Genomic DNA, 17003 nt, shown 5'->3' on the forward strand with positions numbered 1-17003 from the left:
CCTGGAACGTATCGATGGACATAAAAAACCAGAAAACCTGACGCCCCATCTTTCCCTATACTATTCCCATACAAGCTAGCAGGAGAAGTCCACATGTTCTCATTCCCCGAAGCCTACCGCGTCCCGTTCGACGGCAGTTTCGACTTGGCCGCAACGCCCACCAGCCCGCCCAAGGATGCCCCAGACGACAAGGAACTGGAAAAGCGTCTGGAAAAACTGGTCGCCCGCTTCGACGAACTCCAGCAAATGTTTTACGCTCACGATAAGCATTCGCTGCTACTGATCTTCCAGGCGATGGATGCGGCGGGCAAGGATGGCACCATCCGCGCCGTTACCCGTGGCGTCAACCCGGCGGGGTTCCAGGTATTTTCCTTCAAACAGCCGTCGGCGGAGGAACTCGACCACGATTTTCTGTGGCGCACCAGTAAATGCTTGCCGGAACGCGGGCGGATCGGTATTTTCAACCGTAGTTACTACGAAGAAGTGCTGGTGGTAAGGGTGCACCCGGAATATTTGGGTGGGCAAAATCTGCCAGCGGAAGTAAACCATGATACGCTGTGGGCTGACCGGTTTGAATCCATCCATGAGCATGAAAAGCATCTGGCACGTAACGGTACGGTGATCCTGAAATTCTGGCTGAATGTGTCGCGCGATGAGCAGAAACAGCGCTTCCTGAAACGGCTGGATAGCCCGCACAAGAACTGGAAATTTTCGCCGGGGGATGTGCAGGAGCGGCAGCATTGGGATGCCTACATGCAGGCGTATGAAGCGGCGTTGCGCGCCACTTCCCGCAAGCAGGCACCATGGTACGCGATTCCTGCCGACAACAAGGCTTACATGCGGGTAGCAGTGGTGGAAACCATCGTACAGACGCTGGAGTCATTGCGTATGGATTACCCGGAACCTGATGCCGCTCATCTGGCGCGGTTTGAAGAATGCCGACGGCTACTGGAACACGAAGGAGAACAATGAGTGAGTGCGCTTTACCCGCCCATCCGTGACAACCATCATTTCTACCTGCGGGTAGATGCTGTGCATGAGCTTTATGTGGAGGAATGCGGCGTGCCGGAGGGTTTGCCGGTAGTGTTCCTGCACGGTGGGCCAGGGTCGGGGTGTGAGCCGTGGCACCGGCAGTTTTTCGACCCCAACCGTTACCGCATCATCCTGTTTGATCAGCGTGGTTGCGGGCGTTCGCGCCCCCATGCTTCGCTGGAGCGCAATACGACCTGGGATCTGGTGGCGGATATGGAGCTGATCCGCACGCAGTTGGGTATCGACCAGTGGGTGCTGTTCGGCGGCTCGTGGGGTTCCACACTGGCGTTGGCGTATGCGGAAGCGCATCCGGAGCGGGTACTGGGCATGATCCTGCGCGGTATTTTCCTCTGCCGTCAGCAGGACATCGACTGGTTTTACCAGATGGGGCAGGGGATCGAGCGCATTTACCCCGATTACTGGCTGGACTATCTTGCCCCTATTCCGGAAGCGGAACGCGGCGATATGGTGGCAGCCTATTACAAGCGCCTGACTGGGGACAACGAGATTGCGCGGATGCAGGCAGCCAAAGCCTGGTCAGGTTGGGAAGGGCGCTGTGCCAACCTGCAACCCAAGGAATCGGTGCTGTCGCATTTCACCGACCCGTACACGGCGATGAGCGTGGCGCGGATCGAGGCGCACTATTTCATCAATAAGGGTTTCCTTGAGCCGAACCAGTTGCTGCGGGATGCGCACCGGATTGCACATCTGCCGGGCAGTATCATTCACGGGCGTTACGACATGATCTGCCCGCTGGAACAGGCGTTTGCCCTGCATCGGGCGTGGCCGAATGCCGATTTCCATATCATTTCTGACAGTGGCCATGCAGCCAGCGAGGTCGGTATCCAGCAGACGTTGGTGCAGGCGACTGACGATTTGGCCGAGCATCTGGAATGATTGGCCTGATCCAGCGCGTTTCCTCCGCACAGGTGGCGATTGAAGGCACAACCGTTGGCCAGATCGGGCGTGGTATCCTGTTGTTGCTGGGGGTGGAAAAGGAAGACACTGAGGCGAAAGCCGACCGCTTACTACAACGGGTGCTGGGCTACCGGATTTTTCCCGATGATGGGGGCAAGATGAACCTTTCATTGCGCGATATTGGCGGGGAGCTGTTGGTGGTGTCGCAATTCACCTTGCCTGCCGATACCCACAAGGGAATGCGCCCCAGTTTTACCCCGGCGGCTCCGCCAGCAGAGGGGGAGCGGCTTTACCTGTACTTTGCCGCGCAGGCACGCAAGCAGGTTGAAAATTTGCAGACGGGGGTGTTCTCAGCTGATATGCAGGTGTCCCTCGTCAATGACGGCCCTGTCACGTTCTGGTTGCAGGTATAGTCTTTACTGATTTCCTGTATATCCATTATTAAAGCGTAATATGCTTATTTATTAATAAGTATTTGATTTCTTGTATCTGATGGGGTTTTTTGATAGTTATATTGGGTGTTGTGAGAATGACACAGTTTTGCATCAGGATGAGGAAACATGAAAAAACTACCTTTAATAATATTGCTGGCAACATTATCCGGTATACACATTACCGCGTGTGCAGAGGAAGATGTAGCCGGTAAAAGTGCCACGGCAGAATCCAAGCCAGCCAGTGGTGAAGCTGCCCCCGCTGCCGACGCCAAGCCTGCGGAAGGCGAAGCTGCTCCTGCTACGGCGGATGCTAAACCAGCGGAAGGTGAAATTGCCCCCGCCACCGACGCCAAGCCTGCGGAAGGTGAAGCTGCTCCTGCTACGGCGGATGCTAAACCAGCGGAAGGTGAAATTGCCCCCGCCGCCGACGCCAAGCCTGCGGAAGGTGAAAAGAAATCAGTTGGTGGTGAGGAGCCAGATTGCAACTAAGCCACTTCGCTGCCTTGCATTGGCTGGATTTCCCAAGAGGAGAGGGCAGGGTTTCCAGCTCATTTAACGTAAAATTGAACCGGAGGATTTACATGAAATTGACCCAATTGATCGGCATAACCGCACTGATGGTAGGGCTGAGCGTTTCCACTGCCGCGTTGGCGGATGGGGAGGGCAAGCCAGTCGGCATCACCGCCGACAAAATGAGCGTTACTGTCAAGCACGATGGCGCGGATGTCGAAATCAAACGTAACCAGGACAACAAGGCCATGGTGGTGGAAGACTTTGCCAAGACTTCCCGCCCTTGCCCGCCGTTCTGCATCCAGCCTGATACGGTTGCTGATGGCGTGGACACGATCGCCGAGCTGGGTATGCTGGATTACCTGGAAAAAATGAGTGGCGGCGACAGCAGTATCCTGGTGGTTGATTCCCGCACGCCTGACTGGGTTGAGAAAGGCACCATCCCAGGTGCAGTCAATATCTCCTGGGAAGGTCTGGCGCCGGACAAGGGTGCGACGACTGATGGCATCATCACGATACTGACCGAGCAATTCGGCGCGAAACTGGCGGAAGGTGCTGATGCGCTGGCAGTGGATGAAGCCGTGGCTGCTGGCGGTGATGCTGTGAGCAAGGTGTTTGACTATGCCGGTGCCAAAACGCTGGTCATGTTCTGCAACGGCATGTGGTGTGGCCAATCACCCACCAATATCAAAACCCTGCTGAAATTTGGCTATCCGGCTGACAAGATCAAGTGGTATCGCGGCGGTATGCAGGACTGGTCAATCCTTGGCCTGACGACGGTCAAGCCTGCGGCGGCAAAATAAACGCTTGTCGTGGCAATCGCGAAAAAGGCCGGGGAACCGGCCTTTTTCCGTTATGGGGCTGGGCGTTCCTGCACCAGTACCCAAGGGGCGGCTACTACGGCCCACAGGTTCTGTGGATTGGTTTGCACCCAGTGTTTGGCGGTTGCGTCAGTCAGCATATGTAACTGGCCTGTTTGCAACCAGCCCTTGATGGGGGTGCTGTTGTCCTCAGCAAAATGGGTGGCGACTGCCACCAGATCCAGTTCCGCCGCTACCTGGATGACTTTACCGGCGGCAAAAAAGCGCTCCAGTTCCGCCCAGCTGATGCGGGCGGTTTCCAGGTTGAGACGGTCGCGCAAGGGCAGGAATTCTTCCATGGGGCTGTCACTTCTTCATGAATGTCTGGAACTTGCCGATGCGGTCTTTCACATCACTCATCAGGTATGAAGTCTGTTTGGGGAACAGCAGTAAAAACACGCCGCCTGGCAAGGCAACAGCCATCAAGGTCATAATAATCCGGTGAGAAGTTGGCATGTTCATGAGGTTGGCCTCCGTTGAACCCAGTTGTTCGCCTCTGTACTCTACATCAAGCCGCTTGTTGGGGTGAATTTCACCTGTGGGGTGGGCGGAAATAAGTTAAAACTTCAGACCCCATAATGCCCTGGAAGTTTACAAGTATTGTGCAGGTTTACCGGTGTTTTCAAGAATTAGTTGGCGATTGTTTGGCATCAGGACAGTGTATCACCTGTCCTGATGGTCGAACCAGTGCCTGTGGTAAGCGTAGCGTTTTGCCCGAAATAAGCCCCTTGCAGATGGGAATACGGGTTCATGGCCGTCAGGGTGCGCAACGGCTCCTTCGGGTTAGCAATCAGCCCGGTGTGCTGGTCAACTGTCGTCACCTTGCAGCGCTGGCAGGGCTTGCGGATGGTGAAACTGTACCCGGCATCCGCTGCTGTTAGGGTTTTGCAGGCATTTTCCCCGAATGCGTTCATGCCGTTAAGGACGATGTTGGGGCGGAAACGTTCCATTGGTACAGGGTCAGCGCCGTTTGCCAGCAGTTGTGTATTCAGTGCCGCCAGCGACGCTTCCGACACGATCAGGAACGGGTAGCCGTCGGAAAATGCCGTGTCCGCGCTGTCGCCATCCAAGTAGTTCGGGTCAACCGGACGGGTGAAGCCGGGGGCGAAGCGCACCAGCCGCAGGTCGTTGCCTTGCCAGTGCCCGACTGCCTGCGTTAGCCACTGGGAAACGGTTGCGTCTTCTTCGCAGGCTACGCAGGTGTCTCGCCAGACCACGACTTCGCAGCGTTTGTCCGGAATTATTTCCAGCGGGATCAGCAGGGGCGGCAATCCGGCATGTTCCAGTATCAGGCTGTCGCTGGTCAGGCGGGTGCGGATGCGCGCTAGCGCGGGCAGTTGCCGCTGGGTGACGAATTGCCCAGCTGCATCCACCAGCATCCATTGCCGGTCGAATGCCAACCCCTGGGTGGTGAGGGTGGCGTGGGGCAGGGATATTCCCTGTAGTGACTTGACCGGGTAAATGTGCAGGCTGCTGATGGTGGGCATGAGTTCAGGCTTGTATGTAGGTAAATGGAAGTCTACTTTAGACTAAACTGCCGAAATTATCACTTACAGGTGAGATAGCATGATGACCAACGACGACCTTGCCGACCTGTGCTACGCCAAATCCTTGCTGGAAAGCCCCAGCCTTGCCGCCCGCATCAGCAACGCCATCGGTTCCCCCATTGAGAAGGGCTTGTCGATGCTGCCGGAAGGGGCCAACGACATCATCATCATCACCACGACCCGCAAAGCGTTGGAAACCACGCTGGATTTCGCCATTTCCACCATGAACGAACTCCCTGACCGACGCGGTTGAATACATGGCCAGCCGTGGCGTTACCCAAAATACAGCGCCGGCGCTGATGCGTTTTATCACGCAGATTGCCGCCCGTTTCGGCGTGCCGGTCACCGAGAAAGCCATTGCGCAGGCGCTGCCGGCAGTAGGGGTGGCTGGCGGGGCACTGATCAACACCTTGTTTGCCGACCATTTCCAGAATATGAGCCGGGGGCATTTCACCGTGCGTCGGCTGGAGCGCACCTATGGTTCTGTGCTGGTCAAGCAGGCTTACCAACGCCTTTAACCCGTCATGAACTGCGTGAAATCACACAGTCAGACGCGTGATTTCACGCAGTTTCATCAATGCGTTCTGAAATAATAATTTAATAATCAGGTATTTAATTGTTGGCATGACGTTTGCTCTACTGGTGTGTATCCAATGGTAGAAAGGTTTTTTCATGCAGCACACACTGAGCCGGTTAACGTTAGTCAGTTTCTTCCTGATCCTGAGCACTGTCGTTGTAGCGGAAGACACGTTGGTGGTGGACATCAAGTCCAGCCGTAAAGCGGTTTCCCCCAACGAAGTACAACCCCTGGCTCCCGAGCGCAGCGCTGTCTTACCGGCGGATGGCGGTGATTTCCTTTCCCAGTTGAATGGCGTATCCGGCAGCCGCTTCGGCGGGCGCGGCATTGAGCCGATCATTCGCGGGCAATCCCAGACCCAGTTGAACGTGCTGCTGGATGGCGCTTACATTCACGGTGGCTGCCCCAACCGCATGGATCCACCCGCCAGCTACGCCGCACTGGAAACCTATGAAAAAGTCACGGTGGAAAAAGGTGTGCAATCCCTGCAACACGGTTCCGGCGGCAGTGGCGGCACGGTGCTGTTCGAGCGCGATACCAAGAGCCGCATCGACCCGGAAGACGGCTGGAGCGGCACGGTTTCCGCCACCGCCATGGATAACGGGGTGAAACATGACCTCTCCGCCGACGTAACCCGTGGTGGCGAAAAGGGTTACGCGCGTGTCTTCGCCCAGGATCGCGACGCCGACAACTACGAAGATGGCGATGGCAATGAAGTGCGCGCCTCTTACAAACACCGGCAGGCAGGCGTGGTATTGGGCGCAACCCCAACCGAAAACCGCCTGTTTGAATACAGCTACGAAAACAACGACTTTTCCGATGCCCTCTATCCCGGTGCAAGCATGGATAGCCCTACTGAAAAGGCCGATATCCACCGCCTCAAGTATCAGGACAAGTTCGACGGCAAGGTGGCAGGCGTGGCTGCCGAGGTCTACACCAGCCAGGTTGAGCATGTGATGGACAACTACAGCCTGCGCCCCAACATGGGTACGAAAATGTCCGTCCCCACCACCTCGGATACTACCGGTGGCAAGCTGGCGCTAACGTCCAAAGTGGGCGATGCGACTGAAGTCACTTACGGCTTCAACGTGCAAAACCGCGAGCGCAACGCCACCATGAAAAACGTCACTACAGGCATGGATACCTCGTTGATGTGGCCGGGCGCAACCACCGACCAGACTGGCGTATTTGCTGAAGCCGAAATGGGTCTGGGCAATGGCGGCAAACTCAAATACGGCCTGCGTGTCGATCAGGTCAAAGCGTCTGCCAGCAAGGCTGGCGTTGTCACCGGTGGGCGCACCGCCAACCAGAACTACACAGCCCTCTACGGCTACGGCGCAACTGACAAGGATGAAACCAATGTCGGTGGCCTGTTACGCTACGAACAGCCGTTGGATGCCGACACCACTGCTTTTGCTGGCGTCAGCCGCAGCGTGCGCACCGCCGACGAAACCGAGCGTTACATCAACAAATGGGGCATGACCGCACCCGACCGCTGGATAGGCAACCCCGAGATCAAGCCCGAAAAACACAACCAGCTTGACCTTGGCATCAGCCAGCAAAAGGGCAAAGTACGCTGGACAGGCACAGTATTCGCCGATCAGGTAGACGATTTCATCCTGCGCGACAAGGTGACTACCGGTGCGCAAACAGGCGCGCAAATCTACCGCAACGTCGATGCCGAACTGCTCGGTGCGGAAATCGGTGCGGAAACCAAACTGAATAACAAACTCAAGCTCTCTGGTGATGTAGCTTACGTCAAGCGCACCAATGCCAGTGATGACCGCCCGATTGCCCAAACCCCGCCGGTCAATGGCAAGCTGCAACTGGACTACAATGGCACAAAATGGGCCGCAGGTACGCGGGTACGTTTTGCCACTGGTCAAGACCGCATCGACACCGCCATGGTCGGCGTGACGGAAGTCGGCGAAAGCGCTGGCTATGGCGTACTCGACGCCTATGGCCGCTACAACCTCAGCAAATCCACCAAGGTGCGTTTCGGCGTGGATAACCTACTCGACAAAACCTATGCCGAACACGTCAGCCGCCGTAACCTGGACTTGAGTGGTACGATTGAGCGCGTCAATGAGCCGGGTCGTGCTGCCTGGCTGAAACTGGAAACCGAATTCTGATCTAGCAAAGGAACATGATGATGCAACCAACATTTCGCGCCGTACTGCTGGGCAGCCTGATTGCCCTGATGAGCGCCTGTAACGCCGAAACCGATGCGGGCAAGGCCGCCGCCCTGGCAGACGCTACCAAACCTGCGGTAACTGCTGAAACTGCTGTCAAGGTGGCTGATGTAGTTAAAGTAGAAAACCCTTACGCCCGCGCCGTACCGCCGGGTCAGCCCAACAGTGCCTCTTTCATGACCTTGGTGAATGAATCCGACGTTGACCACAGCGTCAAGTCAGCGGCCAGCCCGGTTGCAGCGACTGTAGAGTTACATACCCACACCAATAACAATGGTGTGATGGAAATGCGTCAGGTCGAGCAGATCGACGTGCCTGCCAAAGGCCGCACCGAACTGAAACCGGGTGGTTTGCATGTCATGCTGATCGGCCTGAAGCAGGATATGAAAGTGGGTGAAACTGCGCCGATCACCCTGACCTTTGAAGATGGCAGCAGCACGACCGTGGACGCGCCGATTCAGGAAATCGCCCCACCTGCTGGCGCTGGCGGCGGGCACATGGGCGGTATGCCGCACTAAACACACGCAATTACAAGTCTGGTTTGTCCCTCATCGGGGCGCATTCCCCCAGGATGCGCCCCATATTTTTTATCTCCCTACACCACGCTTTTGGGCAACATCGGCTGGCAAGCGCCCGGAATGCGCCCAAACCCGACCAGCCTGCGTTTCCAGTAACCTTCCAGCTTGGTGGTAGTGATGGCTTTGCCGGTGCGTGGCGCGTGTACGAAGCGGTCTTCCCCTAGATAAATGCCGACATGGCTGACTTTGTTGCCACGGGTGCGGAAAAACACCAGGTCGCCGCGATTGGCTTTTTCTTGCGGTATTTTGGTTGCGGCGGCGTATTGGGCGGCGGCAGTGCGGGGGATTTCCATGCTGGCACCTTGTTTGAAGGAGTACTGGGTCAGGCCGCTACAGTCAAAACCTTTCCTCGGGCTGTTACCGCCCCAGCAATAACCTTTGCCGCGCTGTTTCAGGGCGCAAAAGGCCACTTTGTCGAGAGTGGACGGGGCTGGTGTGGCCGCTTCTGCTTTCGCTGGCCCTTTGGTAACGGCTGCGGTCGTGATTGGTGGTTTTTCTAGCTTGGTTTTGTGCGCTTGAGAGGCAGCCTTTTCTGTTTCCAGCCGGGCATTCCTGTTCTTCTCGGGTTCGGTGGTTTGTTGGAATGGCAAGAGCTGTTTCGGCGTAATGCTGCAACCCGCCATCGCCAGCATCGCGGAACCCATTACTGAATATTTCAGTGCCTGAATCTTGTTGTGCAACATACTCCCTCCATGCCTCCTCAACTTGGTAACTACAAGTTTTGGCAGGGAATTTGGCATTTCGCCATAGGGATCCCGACCTGAGGTGTGAAAGGGGCGCTATGCTGTTTTGATGGGTGCTGTTACGCCAGTTCGTATTTTTTCAGGCGGTAATTGAGGGCATCACGGGAAATGCCCAGCAGCTTGGCGGCACGGGTCTTGTTGTTGCTGGTGCGTTCCAGCGCCTGGTTGAGCAGGTCGCGCTCCAGTGCTTCCAGGTTGACGCCGGAGGCGGGAAGGCTGAAAGGGCTGGTGGCGGCGCGTACCGGGGAGCGGACTTCTGGTGGCAGGTTGGTGAGGGTAATTTCACGACCGGCCAGCAGGATGCTGAGGCGTTCGCACAGGTTACGCAATTCGCGCACATTACCATTCCAGCCGTAGCGTAGTAGGTGCTGGCGGGCGTCTTTGGCGAGGCTGGCGGCAGGCAGCCGGTGCTGGTTGGCGAATTGTTGCAGGAAATGCTTGAGCAGCAGCTCGATGTCTTCGCGGCGTTCGCGCAGTGGTGGCAGTTCCACTGGTACGATATGGAGGCGGTAGAACAGGTCGGCGCGGAATTCAGCGGTCTGTGACATCGCGTACAGGTCGCGGTGGGTGGCGGCGAATACGCGCACGTTCAACTGGCGCGGGCGGGATTCCCCCAACGGCAGCACTTCGCCGGATTCGAGGAAGCGCAGCAGCTTGGCTTGCAGGTTCAACGGCAGTTCGCCGATTTCATCCAGAAACAGCGTTCCGCCCTCGGCGGCACCAATCAGGCCGGTCTGCTGACTGTCCGCACCGGTGAAAGCGCCCTTGCGGTGCCCAAACAGCAGGGATTCGGCCAGGCTTTCCGGCAAGGCTGCGCAGTTGACGGTGACGAAGGGTTTGTTGCTGCGCGGGCTGGTGGCGTGCATGGCACGGGCAACCAGTTCCTTGCCGGTGCCGGATTCGCCGGTGAGTAGCACGCTGGCGTCGGTCTGCGCAATCAGGTGTGCGGAGCGCAACACGGCTTCCATCAGCGGGGAACGGGTTAGAATGTCGTCAAATTGCATAAATATGCCTGCCACTTTGGGGGTTGAAGCAAAAACGCTACCATAAGTAACGTAATTGTTGATAGCTGGGCAATGACATATTTCAAGTTTTGCCCGATAACGGGAAAATCAGCGGGGAGGGGCGTCTGTGGCGCATATCGGCATCGACCTTGGCGGCACCAAAATCGAAGTGCTGTTGCTGGACGCAGCGGGCAGGGAATGTTTCCGCAAACGCCTGCCTACTCCGCAGGGGCAGTATCTGGCCACCCTGCACACCATCCGGCAATTGGTGGCAGAGGCTGAACAGCAGGCGGGGCAAGCCTGTACGTTAGGTATGGGTGCGCCCGGCGCTATTTCCCCCGCGACTGGCCTGATGAAAAATGCCAACTCGGTGGTGTTGAATGGCAAGCCGTTGCGGCAGGATTTGGAAAACCTGTTACAACGGCGGGTGCGGATTGAAAACGACGCCAACTGTTTTGCCCTGTCGGAAGCCACCGATGGGGTGGCAGCCGGGGCAGCGGTAGTATTCGGGGTGATTGTGGGCACGGGTACGGGCGCGGGCATTGTCGTGTATGGCAAGGTACTGACCGGTGCGAACGCCATTGGTGGGGAATGGGGCCACAACCCTTTGCCGTGGCCGGAAACGGGCGAGTTGCCAGGCAAGCCATGTTACTGCGGCAAGCATGGTTGTATTGAAACCTGGCTATCCGGCCCTGGTTTCGAGGCGGAATATGAAAAGGTAGTCGGAGCCAGGCGTACAGCCGCTGACATTGTGCAACTGGCGGAGCAGGGTAACCAGCAGGCGGAACAGCTGCTACAGGCTTATGAGGAACGCATGGCGAAAAGCCTTGCCCATGTCATCAACATCCTCGACCCGGACGTGATTGTGCTGGGTGGGGGCATGTCCAACATCCCGCGGCTATATGCCAATGTACCGAAACGCTGGGGGAAATATGTATTTTCCGATCAGGTCAGTACCCAGCTGGCTGCGCCCTATTTTGGTGATTCCAGCGGGGTACGTGGTGCGGCTTGGCTGGGAAGGGATATGGTGCACTGAATTGGTTCATCCTCCACGGTAAAAGCGCTTGGTTTTGGGGGGTTCAGTGGCTGGTGGTGGCGTTTGCTTGCCAGCTTCCTGCGTTGATGGGGTGTCAGCCTGTGCCGCCATTTGCCCCCGGTAGTAACGGACAGGCGCTGGTTTGGCCGACGCTGAGGCAGGTGTGCTGGCGGTGGCTGGGGTGTTGGGTTCCTGTAACTGCCTGGGTGGGATTTCAGGGTGCAAACCCAGCAAATCCAGGCTGGCCTGATGGTCGACTGCTGCCTCGGTACGGAACGGGATGGCTTGGTTTTCCGAAAATGAGCAGGAACCGCCACCGGTTTCCTGCAAACTCAGCAGGGCAGCAATGCCGTGGTCGCGTTTGTGGGTACAATGGGTGATCTTGCCACTTTCAATCGCAAACCGGCAGGAGGTGTTGGCGTTGGTGGCGATGTAAAACGTGCCGCTTTGCTTGTGCGTCAGGATGTGGGCCAGTTTATCCAGAATGTCGGGTATTGAGAGTTGGGAATGCCTTTCCATATAAGCCTCTTGGTGGCGGTAAGCCGCTTATTCATTTTGCGGAAAGAGAAGCAATAAACGTACCAGTCATCAGGTTTGGCAGGAAAAACGCCCTTCCCCTTTGCGGAGGAAGGGTTGGGGGGGGGGCAGATCAGGAATACCCTAGCAAATTGATCGCACCGATCAGTACCACCAGGAACAGTATGGTCATGATGCCCCCCGCCTTCATGAAGTCGGGAACCCGGTAGCCCGCCGGTCCCATGATCAGCGCATTCACCTGATGGGTGGGAATGATGAAGGAATTGGATGTCGCCAGCGCGACAATCAGGGCAAATACTGACGGGTTAGCGCCAACCCCAATGGCAATATTGACCGCTAGTGGCACCAGCAGCACGGTTGCGCCGACGTTTGACATCACCAGCGTGAATACCGTGGCGAGCACTGCAATGGATGCCTGAATGATCCAGATCGGCATGTCGCCAACCACCGCCAGCACACTTTCCGCAATCCATTTGGCCGTGCCGGTCGATTCCACCGCATAGCCCAGCGGGATCAGGCTGGCCAGCAGGAAGACGGTGCGCCATGAAACAGCCTGATAGGCTTCGTCGATTTTCAGCACGCCACTCAACACCATGCCAATGGCACCAGTCAGCAGTGCGACGGACAGTTTCAGTTCGGTGAACAACACCAGCGATAGCGCAATGGCAAAAAAGGCCAATGCCCAACCCACTTTGGTGGGGCGCATGGCTTCGGCGCGCGGGTAATCGGTGGTGACCACGATGAAATCCCGATCCTTTTCCAGACGCTCCAACGCAGGCCAAGTGGCGTAGACCAGCAGCATGTCGCCTGCCTGGAATGGGATGGCACGGATTTCGTCCACCTTTTCCGTTTCCGGCTGCAAGACTTCGCCGTTGCGCAGTATGCCCATCAGGGAGATGCCATAGCGTTTGCGCATCCACACGTCAATGGCGGATTTACCGAGCAGGTTGGAGTTGGTGGGAATGACTATTTCGGCAATGCCGCCACTCCTGTCGGACATCAGGTCGCCGAATATGCGGTTACGTTGGTGTTCTTCTAACCCTGCGTCCTCGGCAAACTCGGTTACATGTTGCGGCAGGGTCAACAGGCCAATGGTCTGCCCCCGGCGGAATTCGGTGTCACGATCCAGCGCATCTACGCCAGTGCGGATTTGGTCGCCGTCTTTCAGGGCGACAACGCGCACGTGGAATTCCTTCTCTACCTCCAGCAGTTTGCGGCCTACCAGCGGGCTGTTGTATTTCAGTTCCATTTCCGTCAGGGAAAGGGAAATGCCGTAACTGCGTTTGAGGTAGTCGAGGGTGCTTTCCTTCGCGCTGGTACGCGCGGCAACAGCGGGCAGCACAAAACGGCCAGCCAGCACAAAATACAGGATACCGATGGTGACCAGGGTCAGGCCGATCGGGGTAACGTCAAACAGCTCCCAAGTATGCAACTGGTTTGCGCTGGGCAGGTGTTTGTTGGACGTCAGGATCAGGTCATTCAGCAAAATCAGCGGGCTGGAACCGATCATGGTCACCGTGCCGCCGAGGATGGCGCAAAAGCCCATCGGCATCAGCAGGCGCGACATCGGGATGCCGGAACGGTTGGAAATCCGGCTCACCACCGGCAGGAACAGCGCCGCAGCCCCAACGTTTTGCATGAAGGAGGAAATGAAGGCAACTGTGCCGGAAATGATGGGGATGATGCCTTTTTCCTTGGTACCACCGACGCGCAGGATGAAGGCCGCGACCTTGGTCATCAGCCCGGTTTTATCCAGCCCCGCGCCAATGATCATGACGGCGATGATAGAAATCACTGCATTACTGGAAAAGCCTGCAAACAGATGGTCAGCAGGCACCAGCCCCTTGTCCAGCCCCATGACGGGTGCGAATAGTGCCGTCAGGCCAAGCAGTACCATGATGACGATGGCGGCTACGTCCACGCTCACGACTTCAAACGCAAATAGGTAAACGGTCAGCATCAGGATGGTGGTGACCCAGGCAATGCCTGCGGATGGTGCTATATAGGCGAGAATGACGGCTGCTATCGGAAAAGTGGTAGCAGCGATGGTTTTCATTTTCGGCAGTTTTATGGTTTGTGGCATGGTTCCTCCCAACCTCATTATTCGGTGATCAGCGATACTACCCTAATTTTTATCAGGATTGCAGGGGGGAAATAACGCAGCAATAGTGTGAAATGTTTCGGGTAAAGGCGCGGCAATTTGCAATGTTGCAAGGTGTTTGGGGTGTTGCAGTTGTATGGACGCGGCGTGTAGCAACAGGCGCTGGCAAGCGAATTTTTCACGGAACAGGGCATTGTGTTTGCCATCGCCATGGGTGGTGTCGCCCACGATCGGGTGGAAAATGTGCTTCAGGTGGCGGCGTAACTGGTGCTTGCGTCCGGTTTTGGGGCGCAGCTCCAACAGGGAGTAGCGCGCGGTAGGGTAACGCCCGACCGGATAGGGGAGTTCCACCGTTGCCAGTCGCCGATAGTGGGTAATGGCTGCCTGCGCGGGCTTGTCTTGGTCTGCATTGGCGTCGGCGATTTTGTCCAGTTCCTCTTTCAATGGGTAATTAATGATGCCGGATTCTTCCGTATAACCGCGCACGACAGCGAGGTAGGTTTTTTGTACCAGATTGGCAGTAAACTGTTCCGTCAGCAAGCGGGCAGTATCGCTGTCGAGCGCGAACAGCAGCACGCCGGAGGTGGGTTTGTCGAGGCGGTGTACCGGGAAAACTTTCTGCCCGATCTGGTCGCGGGTGAGCTGGATGGCAAACTGGGTTTCGTGCCGGTCGATCAGGCTGCGGTGTACCAGCAGGCCGGAGGGTTTGTTGATGGCGACCAGATATTCGTCGCGGTAGAGGATTTCAAGCATGGGGTATTGTGCGTAACTGCGGGCAAGTTGGGCCAGGTGGTTTCGGTCTGGACGGCAAACACTACACGGTTTCTGCCTCAGTCATCAACGCCTGGGTGAAAGCTGTTTCGCGGTGACTGGTCAGCAGCAAGCGGTCTGTGGAACGTGTCATGGCGACGTACAATAGCTTGGCCTCGTCTGCCACAGTGGTTGCTTCAGTTGCGATGAAGCCAACGCCAGCGATGATCACCAGCGGAAACTCCAACCCCTTGCTGCTGTGGATGGTCATCAGTTTCACGCTGTCTTCCGCCGGATTGAAGCGTTTCTTGCTGTCCGCATTGCGCAGCCACTGGCAGGGGATGCCTGCGTCCTGTAATGCCTGATGCAACTTGCGCCCTTCGGCAGCGTGGCGGTAGAGCACTGTCATGTCCGCCCAGGCTGTGGCGCGCTGCTTGTGCCAGTGTTGCAACCAGCGACCGATGGTGGCAGTTTCATCCTCAAAACTTGGGAACAGGCGTAATTCTGGCGCGAAACTGTGATGCCCGGCGGATTGGGGTTCCAGCAGCGGTACATGGTCTTCGTCACTATCCGCCGGGTGCAGGTACTGGCGGGCGAAGCGGTAGGCAAACCGGAATACTTCGTCGGTATTGCGGTAATTGAGCCTGAGGATGGTGGTGCGCCCCTGTGCGCGGATACCCACGCTCGACAGGCTGAACTTCAGTGCTTTCTGCTTGTGGTAGATTGACTGGGCGTCATCGTACAACAGCAGCAGCGAATCCTGTTCCGGGTCAACCATACCGCTGACCAGTTGCAACCAAGCCGGTTCAAAGTCATGGCCTTCATCAATCATGATGGCTCCGTACTGACCACGGGGAATGCGGCCACTGGCCACGGCAGCGATGACGCTATCGACCAGCGCATTGACGTATGCTTCGCCCTGCGCTTGCGGGCGGTCAATGTGGTAGGCGCGTAGCTGTTCCCCGCACCAGTCATGAAAGTGGTAAACGCTCACTTTGTCGTTGATGCCCTTTTCTTCCATCAGGGTGCGCAGGCGGGCGGCGAGCGCGATGTTGTAGCACAACACCAGAATGGGCTTGTGCAACAAGCGGGCCAGATACAGGCAACGATAACCGAGTATCAGCGTCTTGCCGGAACCGGCCACGCCGTGAATGACCCGGTGGCCATTGCCAAGGCTGCGCGCCAGCTGTTCCTGCTGGATGTCCATCACTTTGAGTATGTCGGGTAACAGCGTGTCCGCCGGTTGGGGTTCTTCCGCCTCCGAGGGTTCTGCAAGTGGATGGGCAAACAGGCTAGCTTGCTCGGCAATGCGGATTTCGGGAAAAATATGCCAGCGGATGCGGTCAATCTGCGGCACGCTCAATGGTTTGCTGAACTGGTAGTCGAACATGTTCCACAGGCATTGCTGGAAGTCTTCGGGGTCAGTGTTTTCCAGCATTTCATCCTTGCACAGCACACGGTTCCACGGCAGCACTTCGGGCAAATCGGTGTCGGAAAACTGTTGGCGGTTAATATTGGTCAGCACTACACCGTAGCCGTAAGGGAAGACCAGTTTGCCTTGATGTTTACCGCCATGCTTGATCAGTTGGGGATCTTTTTCCAGTTGGTTGATGAGTTTGTAGGCGCATTGCCGCGCCTGTTCCAGCGGATTGGACACCGTTTTCAAGCCGGTATTGGTGAGCAAGGTCGCGGAAACTTTGTCGATGGTGTGGATGTGATCCAGCTTCCAGTCTTTCACCTCCAGCAACAGCAAGCCGCGCCAGGGGTGGACGATGACGAAATCGGCGTAACGCTGGCGGAAACCTTCGCCTACCCGTGGTTCGTACCAGCACAGGTAATCGTCTTCCAGTAATTGTTCCAGTCGGCGGGCAAAGCGCTTTTCGCCTGCGGTCATCCGGCTGAGGCAACTGTTCAGGGATGGAATGAGGTTGGCCATGTTTTTCGTGGTTATTGTTGGGTTATGGCGTCAAGTATACAACACTGCCTGCCTGGAATCGCTATGGCGGCCATACATCACATCAATCAACGGGCCATAACCCCCTTCCCGCAGGTAGTGGATGTCGGCTCCGGCGTTGCGCAGGGTGGAAACCTGTTCCCGGTCATCTTGGTTGAGGGCAATCTGGAGAGCAATGGTAAGGTCGGTTGGCTGCATGGTTGAACCTGCATCGTTGTGGGTTGTTATGT

20 protein-coding genes are annotated in these 17003 nt (G+C 56.8%); 10 read left to right on the plus strand and 10 right to left on the minus strand.

The window, feature by feature from the left end; all coding sequences use genetic code 11:
• Positions 1-93 precede the first annotated feature (93 nt).
• The 5 genes from THINI_RS15580 to THINI_RS15600 all read left to right on the plus strand — a co-directional run bounded on the left by THINI_RS15580 (position 94) and on the right by THINI_RS15600 (position 3697).
• Entirely contained in the window at positions 94-972 is an 879-nt protein-coding gene (locus tag THINI_RS15580) for a polyphosphate kinase 2 family protein (RefSeq protein ID WP_002709515.1), read from the plus strand.
• On the plus strand, positions 973-1929 hold the full coding sequence (gene pip, locus THINI_RS15585) for a prolyl aminopeptidase (RefSeq protein WP_002709516.1): 957 nt from the start codon (positions 973-975) through the stop codon (positions 1927-1929). It begins immediately after the preceding gene.
• Positions 1926-2363 carry a D-aminoacyl-tRNA deacylase gene (gene dtd, locus THINI_RS15590; RefSeq protein ID WP_002709517.1) on the plus strand — a complete coding sequence of 146 codons (438 nt, stop codon included), beginning with the start codon at positions 1926-1928 and terminating at the stop codon, positions 2361-2363. Before pip ends, dtd begins: the two co-directional genes overlap by 4 nt.
• A gap of 147 nt (positions 2364-2510) precedes the next feature.
• Positions 2511-2873, plus strand: coding sequence for a hypothetical protein (locus THINI_RS15595; protein WP_002709518.1), 363 nt, complete (start codon positions 2511-2513; stop codon positions 2871-2873).
• 92 nt (positions 2874-2965) lie between these two features.
• Positions 2966-3697 carry a rhodanese-like domain-containing protein gene (locus THINI_RS15600; protein WP_002709519.1) on the plus strand — a complete coding sequence of 244 codons (732 nt, stop codon included), beginning with the start codon at positions 2966-2968 and terminating at the stop codon, positions 3695-3697.
• 50 nt (positions 3698-3747) lie between these two features.
• Here the strand turns inward: THINI_RS15600 and THINI_RS15605 are convergent, their stop codons facing one another.
• From THINI_RS15605 to THINI_RS15610, 3 genes are all read right to left on the minus strand, one after another.
• Complete coding sequence (locus THINI_RS15605) at positions 3748-4053, minus strand: DUF2288 domain-containing protein (RefSeq protein ID WP_002709520.1); 306 nt, start codon at positions 4051-4053, stop codon at positions 3748-3750.
• Between the two features lie 7 nt (positions 4054-4060).
• On the minus strand, positions 4061-4216 hold the full coding sequence (locus THINI_RS25315) for a hypothetical protein (RefSeq protein ID WP_002709521.1): 156 nt from the start codon (positions 4214-4216) through the stop codon (positions 4061-4063).
• A 188-nt stretch (positions 4217-4404) separates the two neighbouring features.
• Positions 4405-5241, minus strand: a complete 837-nt coding sequence (locus THINI_RS15610; protein WP_002709522.1) for an MOSC domain-containing protein — start codon at positions 5239-5241, stop codon at positions 4405-4407.
• 79 nt (positions 5242-5320) lie between these two features.
• Between THINI_RS15610 and THINI_RS26050 the strand changes: the two genes are divergently transcribed.
• The 4 genes from THINI_RS26050 to THINI_RS15630 all read left to right on the plus strand — a co-directional run bounded on the left by THINI_RS26050 (position 5321) and on the right by THINI_RS15630 (position 8588).
• Positions 5321-5554 (plus strand): hypothetical protein, encoded by a 234-nt coding sequence (locus THINI_RS26050; protein WP_040839489.1) that lies wholly within the window; start codon positions 5321-5323, stop codon positions 5552-5554.
• A gap of 4 nt (positions 5555-5558) precedes the next feature.
• The gene (locus THINI_RS26055) at positions 5559-5819 is read left to right on the plus strand and encodes an EcsC family protein (RefSeq protein ID WP_050988069.1); all 261 of its coding nucleotides are present in this window, start codon (positions 5559-5561) and stop codon (positions 5817-5819) included.
• A gap of 154 nt (positions 5820-5973) precedes the next feature.
• On the plus strand, positions 5974-8010 hold the full coding sequence (locus tag THINI_RS15625; protein WP_002709523.1) for a TonB-dependent copper receptor: 2037 nt from the start codon (positions 5974-5976) through the stop codon (positions 8008-8010).
• 14 nt (positions 8011-8024) lie between these two features.
• Complete coding sequence (locus tag THINI_RS15630; protein ID WP_245536630.1) at positions 8025-8588, plus strand: copper chaperone PCu(A)C; 564 nt, start codon at positions 8025-8027, stop codon at positions 8586-8588.
• Positions 8589-8665: 77 nt separating this feature from the next.
• Here the strand turns inward: THINI_RS15630 and THINI_RS23605 are convergent, their stop codons facing one another.
• Both THINI_RS23605 and THINI_RS15640 read right to left on the minus strand, forming a co-directional pair.
• The gene (locus THINI_RS23605) at positions 8666-9331 is read right to left on the minus strand and encodes a C40 family peptidase (protein WP_002709525.1); all 666 of its coding nucleotides are present in this window, start codon (positions 9329-9331) and stop codon (positions 8666-8668) included.
• A 119-nt stretch (positions 9332-9450) separates the two neighbouring features.
• Positions 9451-10395, minus strand: a complete 945-nt coding sequence (locus tag THINI_RS15640) for a sigma-54 interaction domain-containing protein (protein ID WP_002709526.1) — start codon at positions 10393-10395, stop codon at positions 9451-9453.
• Positions 10396-10522: 127 nt separating this feature from the next.
• Between THINI_RS15640 and THINI_RS15645 the strand changes: the two genes are divergently transcribed.
• Positions 10523-11431 (plus strand): ROK family protein, encoded by a 909-nt coding sequence (locus tag THINI_RS15645; RefSeq protein ID WP_002709527.1) that lies wholly within the window; start codon positions 10523-10525, stop codon positions 11429-11431.
• A 6-nt stretch (positions 11432-11437) separates the two neighbouring features.
• Here the strand turns inward: THINI_RS15645 and THINI_RS15650 are convergent, their stop codons facing one another.
• The 5 genes from THINI_RS15650 to THINI_RS15670 all read right to left on the minus strand — a co-directional run bounded on the left by THINI_RS15650 (position 11438) and on the right by THINI_RS15670 (position 16971).
• Positions 11438-11950 carry a hypothetical protein gene (locus THINI_RS15650; RefSeq protein ID WP_002709528.1) on the minus strand — a complete coding sequence of 171 codons (513 nt, stop codon included), beginning with the start codon at positions 11948-11950 and terminating at the stop codon, positions 11438-11440.
• Positions 11951-12080: 130 nt separating this feature from the next.
• Positions 12081-14051, minus strand: coding sequence for an SLC13 family permease (locus THINI_RS15655; RefSeq protein WP_002709529.1), 1971 nt, complete (start codon positions 14049-14051; stop codon positions 12081-12083).
• 42 nt (positions 14052-14093) lie between these two features.
• The gene (truC, locus tag THINI_RS15660) at positions 14094-14822 is read right to left on the minus strand and encodes a tRNA pseudouridine(65) synthase TruC (RefSeq protein WP_002709530.1); all 729 of its coding nucleotides are present in this window, start codon (positions 14820-14822) and stop codon (positions 14094-14096) included.
• 61 nt (positions 14823-14883) lie between these two features.
• On the minus strand, positions 14884-16755 hold the full coding sequence (locus THINI_RS15665; protein WP_002709531.1) for a 3'-5' exonuclease: 1872 nt from the start codon (positions 16753-16755) through the stop codon (positions 14884-14886).
• A gap of 30 nt (positions 16756-16785) precedes the next feature.
• Complete coding sequence (locus THINI_RS15670; protein ID WP_002709532.1) at positions 16786-16971, minus strand: hypothetical protein; 186 nt, start codon at positions 16969-16971, stop codon at positions 16786-16788.
• Positions 16972-17003 lie beyond the last annotated feature (32 nt).

It is taken from the genome of Thiothrix nivea DSM 5205 (genome assembly GCF_000260135.1).
Lineage (GTDB): Bacteria > Pseudomonadota > Gammaproteobacteria > Thiotrichales > Thiotrichaceae > Thiothrix > Thiothrix nivea.

Excerpts from the sequence above, each read along its gene's own strand:
- THINI_RS15625 (WP_002709523.1), top strand. The coding sequence starts at position 5,974 with ATGCAGCACACACTGAGCCGGTTAACGTTAGTCAGTTTCTTCCTGATC.
- THINI_RS25315 (WP_002709521.1), bottom strand. The coding sequence starts at position 4,216 with ATGAACATGCCAACTTCTCACCGGATTATTATGACCTTGATGGCTGTT.
- THINI_RS15580 (WP_002709515.1), top strand. The coding sequence starts at position 94 with ATGTTCTCATTCCCCGAAGCCTACCGCGTCCCGTTCGACGGCAGTTTC.
- THINI_RS15650 (WP_002709528.1), bottom strand. The coding sequence starts at position 11,950 with ATGGAAAGGCATTCCCAACTCTCAATACCCGACATTCTGGATAAACTG.
- truC (WP_002709530.1), bottom strand. The coding sequence starts at position 14,822 with ATGCTTGAAATCCTCTACCGCGACGAATATCTGGTCGCCATCAACAAA.
- THINI_RS15595 (WP_002709518.1), top strand. The coding sequence starts at position 2,511 with ATGAAAAAACTACCTTTAATAATATTGCTGGCAACATTATCCGGTATA.
- THINI_RS15640 (WP_002709526.1), bottom strand. The coding sequence starts at position 10,395 with ATGCAATTTGACGACATTCTAACCCGTTCCCCGCTGATGGAAGCCGTG.
- THINI_RS15605 (WP_002709520.1), bottom strand. The coding sequence starts at position 4,053 with ATGGAAGAATTCCTGCCCTTGCGCGACCGTCTCAACCTGGAAACCGCC.
- THINI_RS15665 (WP_002709531.1), bottom strand. The coding sequence starts at position 16,755 with ATGGCCAACCTCATTCCATCCCTGAACAGTTGCCTCAGCCGGATGACC.
- THINI_RS26055 (WP_050988069.1), top strand. The coding sequence starts at position 5,559 with ATGGCCAGCCGTGGCGTTACCCAAAATACAGCGCCGGCGCTGATGCGT.
- THINI_RS15655 (WP_002709529.1), bottom strand. The coding sequence starts at position 14,051 with ATGCCACAAACCATAAAACTGCCGAAAATGAAAACCATCGCTGCTACC.
- THINI_RS23605 (WP_002709525.1), bottom strand. The coding sequence starts at position 9,331 with ATGTTGCACAACAAGATTCAGGCACTGAAATATTCAGTAATGGGTTCC.
- dtd (WP_002709517.1), top strand. The coding sequence starts at position 1,926 with ATGATTGGCCTGATCCAGCGCGTTTCCTCCGCACAGGTGGCGATTGAA.
- THINI_RS15670 (WP_002709532.1), bottom strand. The coding sequence starts at position 16,971 with ATGCAGCCAACCGACCTTACCATTGCTCTCCAGATTGCCCTCAACCAA.
- THINI_RS15630 (WP_245536630.1), top strand. The coding sequence starts at position 8,025 with ATGATGATGCAACCAACATTTCGCGCCGTACTGCTGGGCAGCCTGATT.
- THINI_RS15610 (WP_002709522.1), bottom strand. The coding sequence starts at position 5,241 with ATGCCCACCATCAGCAGCCTGCACATTTACCCGGTCAAGTCACTACAG.
- THINI_RS26050 (WP_040839489.1), top strand. The coding sequence starts at position 5,321 with ATGATGACCAACGACGACCTTGCCGACCTGTGCTACGCCAAATCCTTG.
- THINI_RS15600 (WP_002709519.1), top strand. The coding sequence starts at position 2,966 with ATGAAATTGACCCAATTGATCGGCATAACCGCACTGATGGTAGGGCTG.